The 16,048-nt window shown below is 45.1% G+C and carries 15 protein-coding genes; 10 read left to right on the top strand and 5 right to left on the bottom strand.

Annotation, left to right across the window (positions count from 1 at the left end; genetic code table 11):
• Positions 1-87 precede the first annotated feature (87 nt).
• On the bottom strand, positions 88-1,122 hold the full coding sequence (astE, locus tag KO533_RS00075; RefSeq protein WP_219252317.1) for a succinylglutamate desuccinylase: 1,035 nt from the start codon (positions 1,120-1,122) through the stop codon (positions 88-90).
• A gap of 330 nt (positions 1,123-1,452) precedes the next feature.
• On the opposite strand from astE, the gene msrA reads away from it, so the two are divergent.
• A complete protein-coding gene (gene msrA / locus KO533_RS00070; protein ID WP_028759985.1) occupies positions 1,453-1,932 on the top strand; it encodes a peptide-methionine (S)-S-oxide reductase MsrA in 480 nt (159 codons plus the stop codon).
• A 116-nt stretch (positions 1,933-2,048) separates the two neighbouring features.
• Here the strand turns inward: msrA and pgm are convergent, their stop codons facing one another.
• Positions 2,049-3,701, bottom strand: a complete 1,653-nt coding sequence (pgm, locus tag KO533_RS00065) for a phosphoglucomutase (alpha-D-glucose-1,6-bisphosphate-dependent) (protein ID WP_219252316.1) — start codon at positions 3,699-3,701, stop codon at positions 2,049-2,051.
• Between the two features lie 73 nt (positions 3,702-3,774).
• Entirely contained in the window at positions 3,775-4,317 is a 543-nt protein-coding gene (gene seqA / locus KO533_RS00060; RefSeq protein WP_198573466.1) for a replication initiation negative regulator SeqA, read from the bottom strand.
• 298 nt (positions 4,318-4,615) lie between these two features.
• Here seqA and KO533_RS00055 point away from each other — a divergent pair, with 298 nt between their 5' ends.
• The 6 genes from KO533_RS00055 to efp all read left to right on the top strand — a co-directional run bounded on the left by KO533_RS00055 (position 4,616) and on the right by efp (position 8,480).
• On the top strand, positions 4,616-5,392 hold the full coding sequence (locus KO533_RS00055) for an alpha/beta fold hydrolase (RefSeq protein WP_219252315.1): 777 nt from the start codon (positions 4,616-4,618) through the stop codon (positions 5,390-5,392).
• 101 nt (positions 5,393-5,493) lie between these two features.
• Entirely contained in the window at positions 5,494-5,715 is a 222-nt protein-coding gene (locus KO533_RS00050; RefSeq protein WP_219252314.1) for a DUF2788 domain-containing protein, read from the top strand.
• A gap of 10 nt (positions 5,716-5,725) precedes the next feature.
• Positions 5,726-5,998 (top strand): LexA regulated protein, encoded by a 273-nt coding sequence (gene ybfE, locus KO533_RS00045; protein ID WP_006081577.1) that lies wholly within the window; start codon positions 5,726-5,728, stop codon positions 5,996-5,998.
• Between the two features lie 54 nt (positions 5,999-6,052).
• On the top strand, positions 6,053-6,580 hold the full coding sequence (gene fldA, locus KO533_RS00040) for a flavodoxin FldA (protein ID WP_006081576.1): 528 nt from the start codon (positions 6,053-6,055) through the stop codon (positions 6,578-6,580).
• Between the two features lie 112 nt (positions 6,581-6,692).
• Positions 6,693-7,874, top strand: coding sequence for an elongation factor P maturation arginine rhamnosyltransferase EarP (earP, locus tag KO533_RS00035; protein WP_219252312.1), 1,182 nt, complete (start codon positions 6,693-6,695; stop codon positions 7,872-7,874).
• Between the two features lie 45 nt (positions 7,875-7,919).
• Complete coding sequence (gene efp, locus KO533_RS00030; protein ID WP_105252465.1) at positions 7,920-8,480, top strand: elongation factor P; 561 nt, start codon at positions 7,920-7,922, stop codon at positions 8,478-8,480.
• 146 nt (positions 8,481-8,626) lie between these two features.
• Here efp and KO533_RS00025 read toward each other — a convergent pair whose 3' ends face one another.
• On the bottom strand, positions 8,627-9,961 hold the full coding sequence (locus tag KO533_RS00025; RefSeq protein WP_168825244.1) for a glutamine synthetase family protein: 1,335 nt from the start codon (positions 9,959-9,961) through the stop codon (positions 8,627-8,629).
• A 296-nt stretch (positions 9,962-10,257) separates the two neighbouring features.
• Entirely contained in the window at positions 10,258-11,640 is a 1,383-nt protein-coding gene (locus KO533_RS00020; protein WP_219252310.1) for a Na+/H+ antiporter NhaC family protein, read from the bottom strand.
• Positions 11,641-12,394: 754 nt separating this feature from the next.
• Here KO533_RS00020 and KO533_RS00015 point away from each other — a divergent pair.
• The 3 genes from KO533_RS00015 (at position 12,395) to KO533_RS00005 (ending at position 15,784) form a co-directional block, all read left to right on the top strand.
• Positions 12,395-13,609, top strand: a complete 1,215-nt coding sequence (locus KO533_RS00015) for a pyridoxal phosphate-dependent aminotransferase (RefSeq protein ID WP_105252462.1) — start codon at positions 12,395-12,397, stop codon at positions 13,607-13,609.
• Positions 13,610-13,821: 212 nt separating this feature from the next.
• The gene (yfbR, locus tag KO533_RS00010; RefSeq protein WP_011839912.1) at positions 13,822-14,409 is read left to right on the top strand and encodes a 5'-deoxynucleotidase; all 588 of its coding nucleotides are present in this window, start codon (positions 13,822-13,824) and stop codon (positions 14,407-14,409) included.
• 25 nt (positions 14,410-14,434) lie between these two features.
• Positions 14,435-15,784, top strand: coding sequence for an anti-phage deoxyguanosine triphosphatase (locus KO533_RS00005; protein WP_173244953.1), 1,350 nt, complete (start codon positions 14,435-14,437; stop codon positions 15,782-15,784).
• Positions 15,785-16,048: the final 264 nt, after the last annotated feature.

Here is a 16,048-nt window from a genome sequence, read left to right as displayed (position 1 = left end):
TACGTTAACGTAAACTACCTATCAACCATTGGCATAGCTCAAACCACAAGTTATCCCTGCCACGCATGTATATATTGCTTTACAAGCCTAACGCACGTCCGCATTCACCGCAGGGATCAGGCAAATCACAGTGCGATTGCCAATAGGCACTTTGGCATTAGGGAACACGACAGACTCAAACTCATGTTCCACTTTAATTTCTTGCCCACCTTCCCGCGCTAAAACAAAGCCCTTCGGGAAAGATCTGAAGTTTTCGACATCAGTTGCGAAGGTAAATTCAAAATCATCGAAATGTTTATTGATGACGCGGCACACTTGGTACAAGTTAACCTTATCGGCATCAAATGCATCCAGCTCCAACGGCTTAGCGGTGATCAAGCGCATGAACATTTCATGGGTGGCGATAAAACGCGTCATGTCGTTCTGCCCCATGGGATACACTTTGCCAAGTTCAATGGTAAAGGCATCGGCGTCGTAGCGTTCAGAGGAAAAATAGCTGAAGGTTGTGGTCGGTTCATGGTGGAAAAGTACTGTATCGACGCCGCTTGCGGCTAAAAACATAATTTGCTCGCCGCTAAAGGCGCGCCCTGGACGATAGGGATAGATAGCGAACTTTTCATGCTTCGAGGCGCGCATCGCCGTGTGCAGATCATAATGGATGCGCTGACGTCCATCGGCAACCGTAGTATAAAAACGGTCGACATAGGCTTCGAGTTTTTTTGCGCGTACTCGCTCAGGGTTCACTAACCCTGGTGGATTGGAATGCTCACCACTAAATAGACGATTCATGTTTTCGTCAATAATCCGCGTGCCGTTATTAATCGCTAATGGGTTACCAATGAGAAATAAAGTGCGCTGCTTTGCGATGATCTTTTGCTGTAGAAGTTGTTTAATTAAGCTATTGCAGAGTTCAATGGGCGCGGTCTCGTTACCGTGAACACCGCAGGAAAGCACAATATCTTTTCCTTCATTCTGTATTGGTTCGAAAACAATAACACCGGTATCCCACACTTCCACTTGAGTATGATCGCCTAAGTTAAATGAAAATTCGCCATCGAACTGTTCAGGATGGGCTAAGGTGAGCGCTAAAAAATCCTTTGAATCTAACAGAGCTTGTAACACAGAATTCTCCTTATAATGATGTGTAACAGTATTGGCGCAATAGCATAAGTACAGGCAGTAATAACCACTTAAGCATTTATCTCACCGCGGTTAATCTCACTCGCACCTAAAAAACGGCTTCAATACTAACACATGTTTTTAGTGCTGTTCTCAGACATTTATTGCCGTAGGACCCAGTTTTAAGCGGAATGACATTCAACTAAGCTGATTGTTAAATTCTCAGGACATTCCCTAAGAATTTCCCATGATAAATATTCCAACTTGAGGCTTGCTTTTGCACTCAAGTTTTATCACAATCCTTAGCCATCTAGACTTCTATTGGATTTAATTATGGCGTTAGCAACCTTTGGTGCCGGCTGTTTCTGGGGCGTAGAGTATTTTTTTAGACAAGTGAACGGCGTATCGAATGCCACCTGCGGCTATATGGGCGGCAATAATGCGGCGACAACCTATGAAGAAGTCAAAAAAGGCAAAACGGGCCATGCCGAAGTGGTGCAAGTGGAATTCGATCCCGCCCTTGTCAGTTATGAAGACTTGCTCGATGTATTTTGGAAAAACCACAATCCAACGAGTCTGAACATGCAAGGCGGAGATATTGGCACTCAATATCGCAGTACCATTTTCTTCCACGACCGTGAGCAAAAAGCGGCCGCAGAAGCCTCAAAGTTAGCTTTTGCCCGCTCGGGGCGTTGGGGATTACGCCATATCGTCACAGAAATAGTGCCACTGCAACAGTTCCATGTGGCTGAGGAATATCACCAAAATTACATCGATAAGAATAACTTACCGAGTTGTCATATCGAGTACTAAATACGGTCAAATCAGTATTAGATCAACTACTCACAGCTGAATTAGACACAAACAAAAACGCACTCAAATCTGAGTGCGTTTTTTATTTTGAGACGTTAGCTAAACCTACTGCTGCATTAAGCGTTTAGCGCCTTATCAATTAATGCCTGCGCATCTTTGATGATCTCAGCCAAATGCTGCTCACTGATAAAACTTTCGCCGTAGATTTTAAATAACGCTTCAGTGCCCGATGGACGCGCCGCAAACCACCCATTAGCTGTGGTAACTTTGATGCCGCCAATCGCCGCATTATTGCCTGGCGCATGGGTTAACACGTTTTCGATTGTCTCACCTGCAAGCACAGTGGCATTTAAGGTATCGGCATTGAGCAAAGCAAACTTGGCTTTGTTTTCAAGACTGATTGGGCTATCGATACGCTTATAGAAACTTTGGCCAAATTGTTTTACTAACTCTTGGTGACGCTGACCTGGGGTTTTACCTGTCACCGCAAGAATTTCTGCGGCAAGTAACCCTAAAATGAAGCCGTCTTTATCTGTGCACCATGTACTGCCATCACGGCGTAAAAATGCCGCGCCAGCACTCTCTTCACCGCCAAAGGCGATTGTGGCTTCGGCTAAACCGTCGACAAACCACTTAAAGCCCACTGGCACTTCGAGTAACGTTTTGCCGTGGAAAGCACAGATTTTATCGATAAGCGCACTCGATACTAAGGTTTTACCTATGGCTAAGGTATCGCTCCAATCTGGTCTGTGTGTCAGTAAATAATCGATAGCGACTGCAAGATAATGATTCGGATCCATCAAACCCGTACCAGGGCAAACGATGCCGTGACGGTCATAATCGGGATCATTACCAAGGCATAAATCAAAGGATTCTTTATGGGCGAGTAACCCGGCCATCGCGTAGGGAGATGAGCAATCCATGCGGATTTTGCCGTCTTTATCCAGCGGCATAAAGCTAAAGCTTGGATCAACCTTATCATTAACTAACGTGATATCGAGCCCATAACGCGCGGCAATCGGTGCCCAATAGAAAATCCCTGAACCACCGAGCGGGTCAACGCCGATACGCAGCTTAGCGTTGGCAATCGCCTGCATGTCGATAACATTATCTAAATCAGCCACATAGGGTGTAATCAAGTCAATGGCTTGCACATAACCCGAAGTCAGCGCATCGGCATAGGCTGATTTTTGCACGCTAACTAATGCTTGGCGCAGGTAATCATTGGCCCGCGATTCAATCCAAGCCGTGATATTACCTTCAGCTGGTCCGCCATGGGGTGGATTGTACTTGATGCCACCATCCTGAGGAGGATTATGGGAAGGCGTAATGATCAAACCATCGGACAATGCCGCACCCGTAATATTGGCTTCGCGATTGGCGCAAATCACCCCATGGGACACCACTGGCGTTGGCGTAAATCCGTCGTTCTGCTGGATGTGCACTGTGACTTTATTTGCCGCCAGCACTTCAATTGCCGACAAATAGGCCGCATAGGATAACGCATGGGTATCAATCCCAAGGATCAGCGGCCCATCGATATTTGCCGATTGACGGTAGTCCACCACAGCTTGGGTAATCGCCCAAATGTGTTGTTGGTTAAAACTGCCATTGAAGGCGCAGCCTCTGTGCCCAGAAGTGCCAAAGGTGACGCGTTGTTGTACGTCATCCATATTTGGCGTGATGCTGTAATAATGGCTCATCAGTTTTGGAATATTGACCAGATCCGTCTGATTAGCGATTTGTCCTGCCCTTTGATGTATTGCCACCTATGGCTCTCCTGCACTCAATTACAATTAGAAAAAGTAGAAAAATGTCGTACTAACTTGGCTCATCCGCGGATTAAACGCGCTCGGCGATGCCCGCTGCTACTGTCGCATCACAACCAAATTGCACTAAAACTTCCGATAAAATAGTGCGTTTCTTGGCGGTATTGTTGTTACTCGTTACCCAGAAACCACTTGCACCAATTTCTTTTGGGTTAGCCGAAGCACTCGCTTCGAGCAGTTGCTCCTTAGAGCGAGCAAAATACAAACGATCGCGCCCTTGGATCTGCAAAATTTGTGAGAATTGCTCTGGGGCTAATTGATACAAACTTTCGAGCAAAAACAGAAAACGACCTACTGCGCCTTTTTGCTGCGATAACTGATGTTCATCGACTAAGCGACTAAAATCATTCACTGCTGGCACTGTTTGCGCCGCGATGGGCTGAATAGGTTCAGCTTCAAGGCTCGGTTGGCTAATCGCCAAAGGCTGGGGTTGTTCGACCGCATCGACGGACAGGCCGAGTAATCGACGAAGAATGTCAGAGGCGCTCTCACCAATTCGTTCTGTTTTGCTGGCAATATGACGATAGAGCTCTTCATCTACTTCGATATATTTCATAACCTTAATTATCCTTTGTTATTCGACAGGCTTAACCGAAAAAAGTGTACCACAGCGATCGGGGCAGATCATTGCGATCTGTTACCAGTGTATCTATCTCTATCAATCTGATAAAGCGCCATTATTCTAAAAGTGCGGGAAATAGCACAGCAAACTAGCAGTTAATCGACAATTGCCGAAAAAGCACACAAGTTACTGGCCGCCCCCACTATAGAAATGGCAACTGACTTGTCAAGCCAACGGCATTAAGGGCACAATTCGCGCCACGTTAAGCTAAACATATCCAACAGGAATCACCATGAACTTTGTTTCTACAGGCCAAGGACCCGCTGTACTCTTGATCCACGGCTTGTTCGGCAACCTAGATAACCTCAAAGGCCTAGGACAAGTATTAGAAAGCCAGTATCAGGTTATTCGTGTCGATGTGCCCAATCATGGTTTAAGTGAGCATTGGGATGAGATGGATTACCCTCGCCTCGCCACGGCCATGGTTGCATTACTCGACGAACTGGCTATTGAACGCGCCCATATTGTGGGTCACTCCATGGGCGGTAAAATCGCCATGGCGACAGCGTTAGCTCATCCAGAGCGCATTATCAGCATGGTGGCAGCAGATATTGCCCCCGTCGCCTATGAGCCAAGACACGATACAGTGTTTGCCGCATTAGCAAGTCTGCCCTTAGAAGGTCATACCGACAGACGGTTTGCCCTAAACCACTTGATTGACAATGGTATTGACGAAGCAACCGCACAATTTTTACTCAAAAATCTACAACGCACTGATACTGGCTTTCGTTGGAAGCTGAACTTAATTGGGCTAAAGGCTTGTTATCCCAATATTATTGGTTGGCACAATCAGGCGCCAAATCCAGTACAAAGCTATAGCGGCCCGAGTCTATTTATTCGTGGTGGTGACTCAAATTATGTCACTGGTGAGCACAGAAGCGCTATCATGGCGCAATTCCCTGCGGCGCAGGCGAAAACCCTCGAAGGCTGTGGTCATTGGTTACATGCACAGAAACCCGCCATCTTTAACCGGATTGTGTCTGAATTTATTGACAAACAAGCAATGTAAATCAGCAGCAAACTCGACCTAAAGCATATGGCAGCCGCCATCTTGATGTGATATATTCGCGCCTCTTTTGGCCTTAGAACACTCTCGAGGACTAAGAAAGTATGTTATCTCAGTACATGGAACAAATTGAAGCCATCGGCCTGAACCTGTTTTTTGCCTCGATATTTTTCTTTATCGGCATGGCCATCCACGATGTGCTTAAACAAGGTAACGTGCCGAAATTTGGTCGATTTATTGTTTGGTTAGTGTTATTTCTCGGCTGCGCCGGGTTTATTGTAAAAGGTATTATCCAGATCACTTGGGAAGGCTCAGGGATCGGTTAACAATAAGAACATGGCAAAAGAAGCGACAGACAGAACCACCATTGACCTTTTTGCCAATGAAAAGCGCCGGGGCCGCCCACGAAGTAATCCTTTGTCCCGTAGCCAGCAGCTTAAGGTCAACAAACGCAATCAAATCCAGCGCGATAAAGCCAACGGATTAAAGCGAATAGAGTTAAAGGTGTCACAAGATTTGTATGACGCCTTGAATGAGCAGGCATTGGCCAGTAACATCAGCCGTAGCCAGTTAATCGAATTAATTCTTCAGCAACAAGTTGAGTGCTGAACGAGTACCAGCAAGATTAACGTAATAAGTGAACTAGACATTAAAGGATAGACAATGGCAACTGTAGGTCTTTTTTTCGGTAGCGACACAGGTAACACCGAAGCCGTAGCCAAGATGATCCAGAAAAAACTGGGTAAAAAAATGGTTGAGGTGAAAGATATCGCCAAAAGTACCAAAGAACAGATTGCAGAGTATGACTTGCTGCTGTTCGGCATCCCGACCTGGTATTACGGCGAAGCTCAATGTGACTGGGATGATTTCTTCCCTGAACTAGAGCAAATTGATTTTACTGACAAACTTGTCGCTATTTTTGGTTGTGGTGATCAAGAAGACTACGCTGAGTATTTCCTTGATGCCATGGGCATGGTTGGCGATATTGTTCAGGCCCGTGGTGGTATCATCATTGGCCATTGGCCAACTGCAAGCTACAATTTTGAAGCCTCTAAGGGTCAAGTCGATGACGACCACTTTATTGGTTTAGGTATCGATGAAGATCGCCAGCCAGAGCTGACTGAAGAACGTGTTGATGCTTGGGTTAAGCAAATTTACGAAGAAATGTGTTTAGCTGAATTAGAAGATTAATTCTGTTAACCATTTGATTAAAGCGGCTTAACGCCGCTTTTTTTATGCATATATTTCTGACTTGTTGCAACTATCTACTTTTTGTAACTAAGAATAACGACATACCACACTCATGACCAACACAGCCCGCTCTAATCACTGGGATATTTTTTGCACCGTCGTTGATAACTACGGCGATATTGGCGTCACTTGGCGTTTAGCAAAACAAATAGCCAATGAGTATCAGATCCCTGTTAATCTGTGGGTCGACGACCTCGCAAGCTTCTCCCATATTTTACCGACACTCGAACCACTAAAAGCCACTCAAACCTTCAATGGTGTGAATATTATTCATTGGAAAGAGCCTTTGCCTGTAGCGTTTGTCGCAGGAGCTGTGCTCATCGAAGCCTTTGCCTGTGAACTCCCTGAACAGGTAAAAGCGCAGCTGGCTTATTTACATCAGAACGCCCCAAAATCTGTACCTGTTTGGCTGAATTTAGAGTATTTAAGCGCAGAGAATTGGGTTGAAGGCTGCCATGGTTTGCCATCGTTACAAGCCAATGGTTTGAAAAAGTATTTCTACTTTCCCGGTTTTAGCGCCAAAACGGGTGGACTCATTTGCGAGCAAAATTTGTTTGCAGAGCGTGATGCTTGGCAAGCTGATACTGCCAATAAATTGCAGCTTTTTACTGATCTAGGTCTTAAGGACATTCAGGCACAAGACACTGTTATTAGCGTTTTTAGCTATGAGACCGAGGCGCTACCCGCATTATGTGAGTTATGGCAGCAATCGGTAGAAAAAATCCATGCGCTGATCCCCAAGGGGCGTAGCTTAAACAGTCTGACACATTTACTGCCCTGTGAAATTGCCGCTCTAGTGCCGGGTCAACAGATAAATCATGGCAATTTAACCCTGCACATTTTACCTATGACAGACCAACAGGGGTTTGATCGCCTGCTCTGGAGCAGTGATTTTAATATCGTGCGCGGTGAAGATTCCTTTTTACGTGCCCAATGGGCCGCAAAACCCTTCATTTGGCACATTTATCCCCAAGAAGATGATTATCACCTCGTAAAATTAGAAGCTTTTCTCAAACTTTACTGCGATAATCTGCCACCTAAAATTGCTTGTTATTGGTCTGAATTGAATCTCGCGTTCAACCAAGCACAGCAATCAGCCGTGAGCCTTCACTGGCAAAACCTTAATCCTGTTAATTTGCCCTTGTTGCATCACCATGCTAAACAATGGCCAATTAATGCATTAAATGCTGCAGATCTCGCTACTCGACTAGTTCAGTTCGTTAAAAACAGCTAAGATACTGCGCGAAAACAGAAAAATCTAAATATAGGAAATAGTGTAATGAAAACTGCTCATGAAATCCGTCCTGGTAACGTGATCATGTTAGATGGCAGCCCATGGGTTGTGCAGAAAACTGAAACAACTCGTTCTGGCCGTAACGCTGCTATCGTTAAGTTAAAGTTGAAAAACTTACTGCTTAACTCTGGAACTGAAACGACTTTCAAAGGTGAAGATAAGTTAGAAGACATCATCTTAGATCGTCTTGACTGCACATATTCTTACTTTGCAGATCCTATGTTTGTATTCATGGATGCAGAATACAACCAATACGACGTAGAAGCTGAAAACCTAGGTGATGCAGCGGCTTATATCGTTGACGGTATGGAAGAAACTTGCCAAGTGACTTTCTATGATGGCAAAGCTATCTCTGTTGAAATGCCAACCACTATCGTACGTGAAGTGATCTACACTGAGCCTTCAGCTCGTGGCGACACTTCAGGTAAAGTGATGAAGCCAGCGACTATCACTGGCGGTGGCACAGTAAGTGTTGCTGACTTCGTGAAAGTAGGCGACAAAATTGAAATCGACACTCGTACTGGTGAATTCAAGAAGCGCGTTTAATCGCCCTTCTCGTTTCCAGACGAAGAAAAGCCAGTGCTTGCACTGGCTTTTTTGTCGCTATTTTTTAGTCACTCATTTTTAAGACTCTTGAGTCATTGAAGGGGTTAAAACTTTTATAAGTAATAATTCCCTTATTCATAAAAGCGTTAGCATTGCGGCCCTAAGAAACGTCGCTCCCAAGCCCCTATCTCACTCAAATAACTTTGGAATTCAATTTCCTTCACCGATACAAAGCCAGTGACAAAATCGTCCCCGAGTAAGCGTCGTGCCGAATCACTTTGGCGCATTTGCGTTAACGCAGCTAAAAATGTCTGCGCGAGGTCATGGCTGCTCTCATAAGCGCTCCCAGTTTCTGGTGCACTTGGCGATAATTTTTCTTCCATTCCGGCAAGGCCCGCTGCCAAAGATGCGGCAATCATCAGGTACGGATTAGCATCGGCGCCCGCAATGCGATTCTCTACCCGTCTCGCTACTGGAGCACTTAATGGCACACGTAAGCCAGTGGTGCGATTATCAACGCCCCAACTTAAATTAATCGGTGCTTGACTGCCGGAAATGTAACGTCTAAATGAATTGATATTGGGTGCGAATAACAACATTAAATCAGGTAGATACTTTTGTAATCCGCCGATATAGTGGTGAAAACGGTCAGTGTCGCTACCATCAGCATGGCTGAAAATATTATTACCTTTATCATCGACGACACTTTGATGTAAATGCATAGAACTGCCGGGTTGACCCGCTATGGGTTTCGCCATAAAAATTGCATTCAAGCCATGTTTAATGGCGATTTCTTTCGCCGCGTATTTAAACATAAAGGCTTGATCCGCTAAGGCCAGCGGATCGCCATGCACTAAGTTAATTTCATATTGCGATAGTCCCATTTCATGGATCCAAGTATCACCTTTAATCCCAATCGCATCGATGGCGGCATTAAACTCATCCCAAAATGGCGCGAGTTCATTGAGCATATTCATGCTAAACGCAGATTGACCATTTTCAGCTCGGCCACTTTTTGAAATGGGTGCCTGATACGGCACACTCGGATCGGTATTGGCTTCAGTCAGATAAAACTCAATCTCAGGGGCCACCACGGGCGTTAACCCAAGGGCTTGGTAACGGGCCAACACATTTTTTAACATAGAGCGCGGCGCAAATGGACATAAATTGCCATCCAGTAATACGCAGTCATGGATGGCAAATGCGCGCGGCACTGTGCTCCATGGGATCATCTTGAGGGTGCTGTAATCGGGGACGAGTAAAAGATCAGGATCAGCATCAGGGAAAACTGGATCGTAGGAATACTCACCGGTAATCGCTTGCATCGAAATCGCTTGGGCAATACGTAATTCAGCACCCTGAGCAAAACTTCGGGCTGGCATAAGCTTTCCCCTTGGATAGCCTGAAATATCAGGGAATAAACACTCGACATCACGTATTGTGCCGTGCTCGAAAAACGCAGTAAGAAGAGTTGAGTCCATTTGATTCGTTTGCCACTAATGTTGAAAATAATGCCCTGAAGGATGCAAAGTATAATCAGGCTTTGATTTGAAAAGCTACATGGCGACGATGAAATATGTAAAATATAAATGACAATTCCGTAAAATATAATTTGACATCAGTTGAAAATATTCATTTAACAGTGTAATCGTGTTTATCCTAGTTCAAGCCTCCTCACTCTTTACTCACCTTTTACTCATTCTAGCCGCCTAACCCCATTACGGCAGACATAAAAAAACCAGCCGTAGCTGGTTTCTTATATTAATCGTGACAGAAGTTATGCAATCACAATAAAGCCGATAAATGCTATTACTGCTGCGATAAGTGCATAAGGTAACTGAGTCACAGCATGGCTCACTAAGTTACAACCTGAGCCTTGGGCGGCCAATACGGTTGAATCTGAGTAGAAGCACGCTTGGCTACCAAATGATGATGCAGACAATAAGGCCCCAATGACTAATGGGATGTCCGCCCCAACCGCTTGCGCTAATGGCATCACGATAGGAATCGTCACGGCAAATATACCCCAGCTCGAACCTGTGGCAAATGCGAGTATAGCCATAGATAAGAACACTACCGCAGGCAGCAATTTAGGTGTCATAAATGGGCTTAATGATTCAATGACGTACTGCGGCAGTAACAACTGATCGCACACATCCTTAAATACAAACGCCGCAATCACAGTGCTAATGGCCGGTAGCATGCTTTTAAAGCCATCGATCATTTGGTCCATCATCTCTGAAAATGGCATCAAGCGCTGCACTGCATAATAAGGAATCGTGATAACTAAGGTCGCCAGCAAGCCTTTCCACACGTCGATATCAAAGTACACGGTAAAGGCAACTAATAAACCAATGGGCACTAAAAAGTTATGCAGTTTGCCCTGATTATCGGCGTGCTTAAATTCCTCTTCTATGGCTTTAACCGCATATTCATCCGAAGTTTGAACTTGGTCGAAATCCACTTGCGCTTCAGCGGGTTCACCTTGGGCAGCGCGCAGCTGCGCAGTCTTCATTGGACCAATGGCGGGCACAATACCTAATGCGACAAGTAGCACCATAGCCACAGCTAACCAAGCATAAAGCATGTAAGGAATAGCTTGCATATAAACTGCAATGCCTTGACCTTCGGCTGCCACACCGTTATCCACCAGTAATCCACCAAAAAATACCGCCCAAGTCGATAATGGCACTAACACACACACGGGCGCGGCGGTGGAGTCCACGACATAGGCGAGCATTTCACGGGACACTTTAAATTTATCCGTTACACGCTTCATGGTTTCACCCACGGTCAACGCATTGAGATAGTCATCGATAAAAATCACGATCCCAAGGATAAAAGTCATTAATAGGGAAGATTTAGGTCCTTTCGCCAATTTAAGTGCATTGCGCCCAAACGCTAATGCGCCGCCAGTTCGTACTAAAAGTGCGATGAGCGCGCCAAAACCACCACACACCAGAATCAACCAACCTATGGTTTCATCGGCCATAACCTTCAATGACACACTAGCAAAATTGTTTAAGACTTGACTGGGTTCGAGTAACAGGAAACCGGTTACCGCACCTATGATCAAAGATAAAATAGGACGGCGTAACCAAATAGCTAACACCAATACCACCAAAGGTGGAATGAGACTTAACGCTGTCGGTTCAGACATGCACTTAGGTCCTCTAAATAAATCGCCTAAAAGGCAAATGGTTTTAGAATAACGCCTGAAATCAACACGATTCAGAACGTCAACACAGCTGCTTCATGATGACTAACCCTGGAGATAAAACCCGCGAATTGCTTGCTATCTAAGGTGCCTTGCCAAAAACATCGCGCAGAAAATAAAGCGCATCGAATATTGAGTCAACTATAAATTTAACTTGATAGAAAATAAATTTAATTCCCGCGAGACAATTTTACATAACCATATAATCTAGAAGACTTTTAACGCCATTGTAACTTAAACATTTATGATCTTCTTAGCTTAATAAGCATTCAATAAATATGCCTAATTATCACAAAATAAAATGCCGCTTGCATAAGTTTACCTTATCAAAAATCTGTGATTAAAAATCAACCATTAAGTATCAGCTAAAATACATTTTCTTCTGTCACGATTGATATGGCTAATATAGAGAAATTAAATATGGGTCAGCTAATGAAAACGCATTTTCATCTTTCGAAATGAAAAAACATAAACAAGATTCCCCTACCAACCCAATAGATAAACAATCTTAAAATCATGCCAATATCAGAACATAAAACTTGTGCAGATTTCTTTAATCGACTGTTAAAGCATATTTAACTGAGGGATATTTATAAAAAAAGCGCAATTCTGTGCTTACCCCCCCTTTCATCTGCAATGAAATTTCGTTATGGTGCGCTAACTTAAGCCAAAACTTTATGCATGTTCCGAGGTGTAAATGCGCCCTATCATCAAATCCAACAAGCTGGATACCGTTTGCTATGACATCCGCGGCCCAGTGCACAAGGAAGCCAGACGTTTAGAAGACGAGGGGCATCGAATCCTCAAACTCAACATTGGTAATCCGGCCCCCTTCGGTTTCGAAGCGCCTGAAGAAATTGTGCGCGATGTGATCCTCAATTTACCCAGTGCCCAAGGCTACTGTGAGTCAAAAGGATTATTCTCTGCCCGTAAGGCCATAGTGCAGCATTATCAAGCCCAAGGGATTTTTGGTGTCGATATCGAAGATATCTATATAGGTAACGGCGTTTCAGAACTCATTATGATGGCAATGCAAGGCCTGCTGAATACCGATGATGAGATCTTAATCCCCTCACCAGACTATCCCCTGTGGACAGCAGCGGCGAATCTCGCGGGCGGCAAGGCTGTGCATTATCGCTGCGATGAAGAAGCGGACTGGTTCCCCGATCTCAACGACATTAAAAGTAAAATTTCATCACGTACTCGCGGCATAGTGCTGATTAACCCGAACAACCCAACCGGAGCGGTATACAGCAGAGAATTACTGCTGCAAGTGGTTGAACTGTGTCGTCAACATGATCTGATCCTTTTTGCCGATGAAATTTACGATAAAATTTTATACGACGAAGCCAAGCATATTCCTGCTGCGGGTCTATCAGACGATATTTTAACTGTTACTTTTAACGGCTTATCAAAGGCTTATCGTGCAGCAGGATTTCGTGTTGGTTGGATGATGTTATCTGGCAATCTTAAGGCTGCTAAAAGTTACATCGAAGGCTTAGAAATGCTGTCCTCGATGCGCCTCTGTGCAAACGTGCCCAATCAACATGCAATTCAAACCGCGCTCGGCGGTTATCAGAGTATTAACGAGCTTATTTTGCCTAATGGCCGCCTCACAGTCCAAAGGGATGCCTGTTACGAATTGCTTAACCAAATTCCAGGTGTGAGCGTTAAAAAACCAAAGGGCGCACTCTATGCCTTCCCTAAACTGGATATGAAGAAATTCAACCTAAGGGATGATGAGCGTTTAGTGCTGGATTTACTCAGAGAAAAGAAAATCCTGTTAGTGCACGGCACGGCCTTTAACTGGCCTGAGCCTGACCATTTACGAGTGGTTTTCTTGCCCTATAAAGAAGATCTGAAGAAAGCATTTACCGAGTTTGGCGCCTTCCTCGAAAACTATCGGCAGTAAGTTTATCCTCAGTTAACAGTTTGAGTCATAAAGCGATCCTAGTGGTCGCTTTATTTTTAGCTATTTCTTTAAATCCTCCACGCTCATGCTCACGTGTCATCCAAGGCTGTGATAATCTAAGACTTCACTAGCGTCAATACTGCCTATTCACTCGTATCATGTCTTCCATTGCAGCTTGTCGCCTACCGATTTCACTCTTTAGCAGGAAAACTATGAGTCACTTATTTGCGCATTTAGCTCGCATGAAACTTATCCAACGCTGGCCTTTGATGTACAACGTTCGCACTGAAAATGTTCAAGAACACTCGCTGCAAGTTGCCATGGTGGCCCATGCACTGGTGATCATCAGTAATAAGAAATTCGGCACGACGCTCGATCCCCATCAAGCCACGAGTCTGGCGATTTTTCACGATGCCAGTGAAATTCTCACGGGTGACTTACCGACGCCGGTAAAATACTTCAATAAAGAAATTGAAGCCGAGTATAAAAAGATTGAGGCGATTGCCGAGCAGCGCATGTTAGATATGGTACCAGAGGAATTTAAAGAAGATTATCGCAGTCTGTTCATCAGCGATTACGCCGATCCTGTTTACAAGACCATAGTGAAATCGGCTGATACTCTGTGTGCCTATCTTAAATGCCTTGAGGAAAATCGCGCTGGCAACAGTGAATTTAATACCGCCCGCAAGCGACTTGAAGACATGCTGGCGACGAATCCCGATCCCGCAGTACAGTATTTTATGAACTGCTTTGTGCCCAGTTTCACCTTGAATTTAGACGAAATTAACAAGATGCTTTGATTTTCCACTCTCGCTAGGAATGCATATGACTTCAAGTGTTTGGCAAGAACGCCGTCATGGTGAAGATAAACAACGGCGCTTTGATCACCGCAGCCCCTACCAAAGAGACAGGGCGCGTATTCTCCACTCGGCCGCCTTTCGCCGCCTTCAGGCCAAGACCCAAGTGCTCGGCGTTGGCATGAATGACTTCTATCGCACCCGATTAACCCACTCACTCGAAGTCTCGCAAATTGGCACCGGCATAGCCGCGCAGCTCAGACGTAAATATCCACAACATAAACAGCTGCTTTGCTCTATGAGCTTATTAGAGTCCCTGTGCTTGGCCCACGATATTGGTCATCCTCCCTTCGGCCACGGTGGCGAAGTCGCATTAAATTACATGATGCGCGACCACGGCGGTTTTGAAGGCAATGGCCAAACCTTTCGTATTTTATCGAAACTTGAGCCTTACACATTAGATTTCGGGATGAACTTATGTCGGCGTACCATGCTCGGGATTTTGAAATACCCTGCGCCGCACTCGAAGCTATTTGTCGCGGGTGAACATAATGAAATCACCAACCACAGACAGTTAAAACCGTCACAATGGCCGCCGGTTAAGGGCATTTTCGACGATGATAACGACATCTTCGCTTGGGTGCTTGAGCCTTTGTCTGAGGCGGATAGCCGTCGTTTTACATCAACTCAGCAAGGTTCACACCCCGCCCTGCACCACTATCCACATCTGCGAACCCAGTTTAAATCCTTCGATTGCTCGATTATGGAACTGGCAGATGACATCGCCTATGCGGTGCACGATCTCGAAGATGCGATTGTGATGGGCATAGTCACAGCGTCCCAGTGGCATCAAGATGTGGCGCCGACACTGACCAACAGCAGCGATGCGTGGATAAAACAAGAGCTGGCAGATATTGGCAACAAGCTGTTTTCCCATGAGCATCACCTACGTAAAGATGCCATAGGCACACTCGTTAATGGCTTTGTCACCGCTATTGTTATCTCAGAAGATGACGTGTTCGAAGAGCCATTATTACGCTTTAATGCGACGTTAGAGCCAGAATTTGCCATTGCGCTCAATGTGCTCAAGCAACTGGTTTATAAATACGTGATCCGTAAACCTGAGATCCAAATGCTCGAATATAAGGGCCAGCAGATTGTGATGGGATTATTCGAAGCCTTCGCTTCCGATCCCGAGCGTTTACTGCCACTGAACACCCAAGAGCGCTGGCGCGAAAGTGAGCAACAAGGCTTAAACAGTCACAGAGTGTTGGCGGACTATATTTCAGGGATGACAGATGAGTTTGCGGGGCGACTGTATCAACAGCTATTTAGCCCCAAAGCGGGCTCAAATGTGGAACTGAGCAAGGAAATGTAGGTAAGCAGACATTGCGCGGCCCGACTTGCTATAAAGCCAGACCGTTTGTAAATGTACGAGTTTCTATAAAAGCTAGACTTTCTACAGAGTCAGCGATCACAGCCGTTCTTTATCAAAATGCGAAAGATAAAAGACAAAAAACCACCTTACGGTTAATGCCGTTCACTTAAGAGTGAACGGCATTTTTCTTGGTCTAACCGGGAACTTGTTTTTGCTCATTTTAAGAACTCGTGGATATGCCCTTTCCCGTTTACCATCCAGCTT

It is taken from the genome of Shewanella sp. NKUCC05_KAH, assembly GCF_019345585.1.
GTDB classification, from domain to species: domain Bacteria; phylum Pseudomonadota; class Gammaproteobacteria; order Enterobacterales; family Shewanellaceae; genus Shewanella; species Shewanella oncorhynchi.
The sequence above is the reverse complement of the archived record's forward strand: the minus strand, read 5'-3'. Positions and strand labels throughout refer to the sequence as shown.

Bases quoted from the DNA above. Each gene is read 5' to 3' on its own strand.
- yfbR (WP_011839912.1), top strand. From the start codon at position 13,822: ATGAGTCACTTATTTGCGCATTTAGCTCGCATGAAACTTATCCAACGC.
- KO533_RS00050 (WP_219252314.1), top strand. From the start codon at position 5,494: ATGTTATCTCAGTACATGGAACAAATTGAAGCCATCGGCCTGAACCTG.
- seqA (WP_198573466.1), bottom strand. From the start codon at position 4,317: ATGAAATATATCGAAGTAGATGAAGAGCTCTATCGTCATATTGCCAGC.
- KO533_RS00055 (WP_219252315.1), top strand. From the start codon at position 4,616: ATGAACTTTGTTTCTACAGGCCAAGGACCCGCTGTACTCTTGATCCAC.
- msrA (WP_028759985.1), top strand. From the start codon at position 1,453: ATGGCGTTAGCAACCTTTGGTGCCGGCTGTTTCTGGGGCGTAGAGTAT.
- fldA (WP_006081576.1), top strand. From the start codon at position 6,053: ATGGCAACTGTAGGTCTTTTTTTCGGTAGCGACACAGGTAACACCGAA.
- KO533_RS00025 (WP_168825244.1), bottom strand. From the start codon at position 9,961: ATGGACTCAACTCTTCTTACTGCGTTTTTCGAGCACGGCACAATACGT.
- KO533_RS00005 (WP_173244953.1), top strand. From the start codon at position 14,435: ATGACTTCAAGTGTTTGGCAAGAACGCCGTCATGGTGAAGATAAACAA.
- KO533_RS00015 (WP_105252462.1), top strand. From the start codon at position 12,395: ATGCGCCCTATCATCAAATCCAACAAGCTGGATACCGTTTGCTATGAC.
- ybfE (WP_006081577.1), top strand. From the start codon at position 5,726: ATGGCAAAAGAAGCGACAGACAGAACCACCATTGACCTTTTTGCCAAT.
- KO533_RS00020 (WP_219252310.1), bottom strand. From the start codon at position 11,640: ATGTCTGAACCGACAGCGTTAAGTCTCATTCCACCTTTGGTGGTATTG.
- efp (WP_105252465.1), top strand. From the start codon at position 7,920: ATGAAAACTGCTCATGAAATCCGTCCTGGTAACGTGATCATGTTAGAT.
- earP (WP_219252312.1), top strand. From the start codon at position 6,693: ATGACCAACACAGCCCGCTCTAATCACTGGGATATTTTTTGCACCGTC.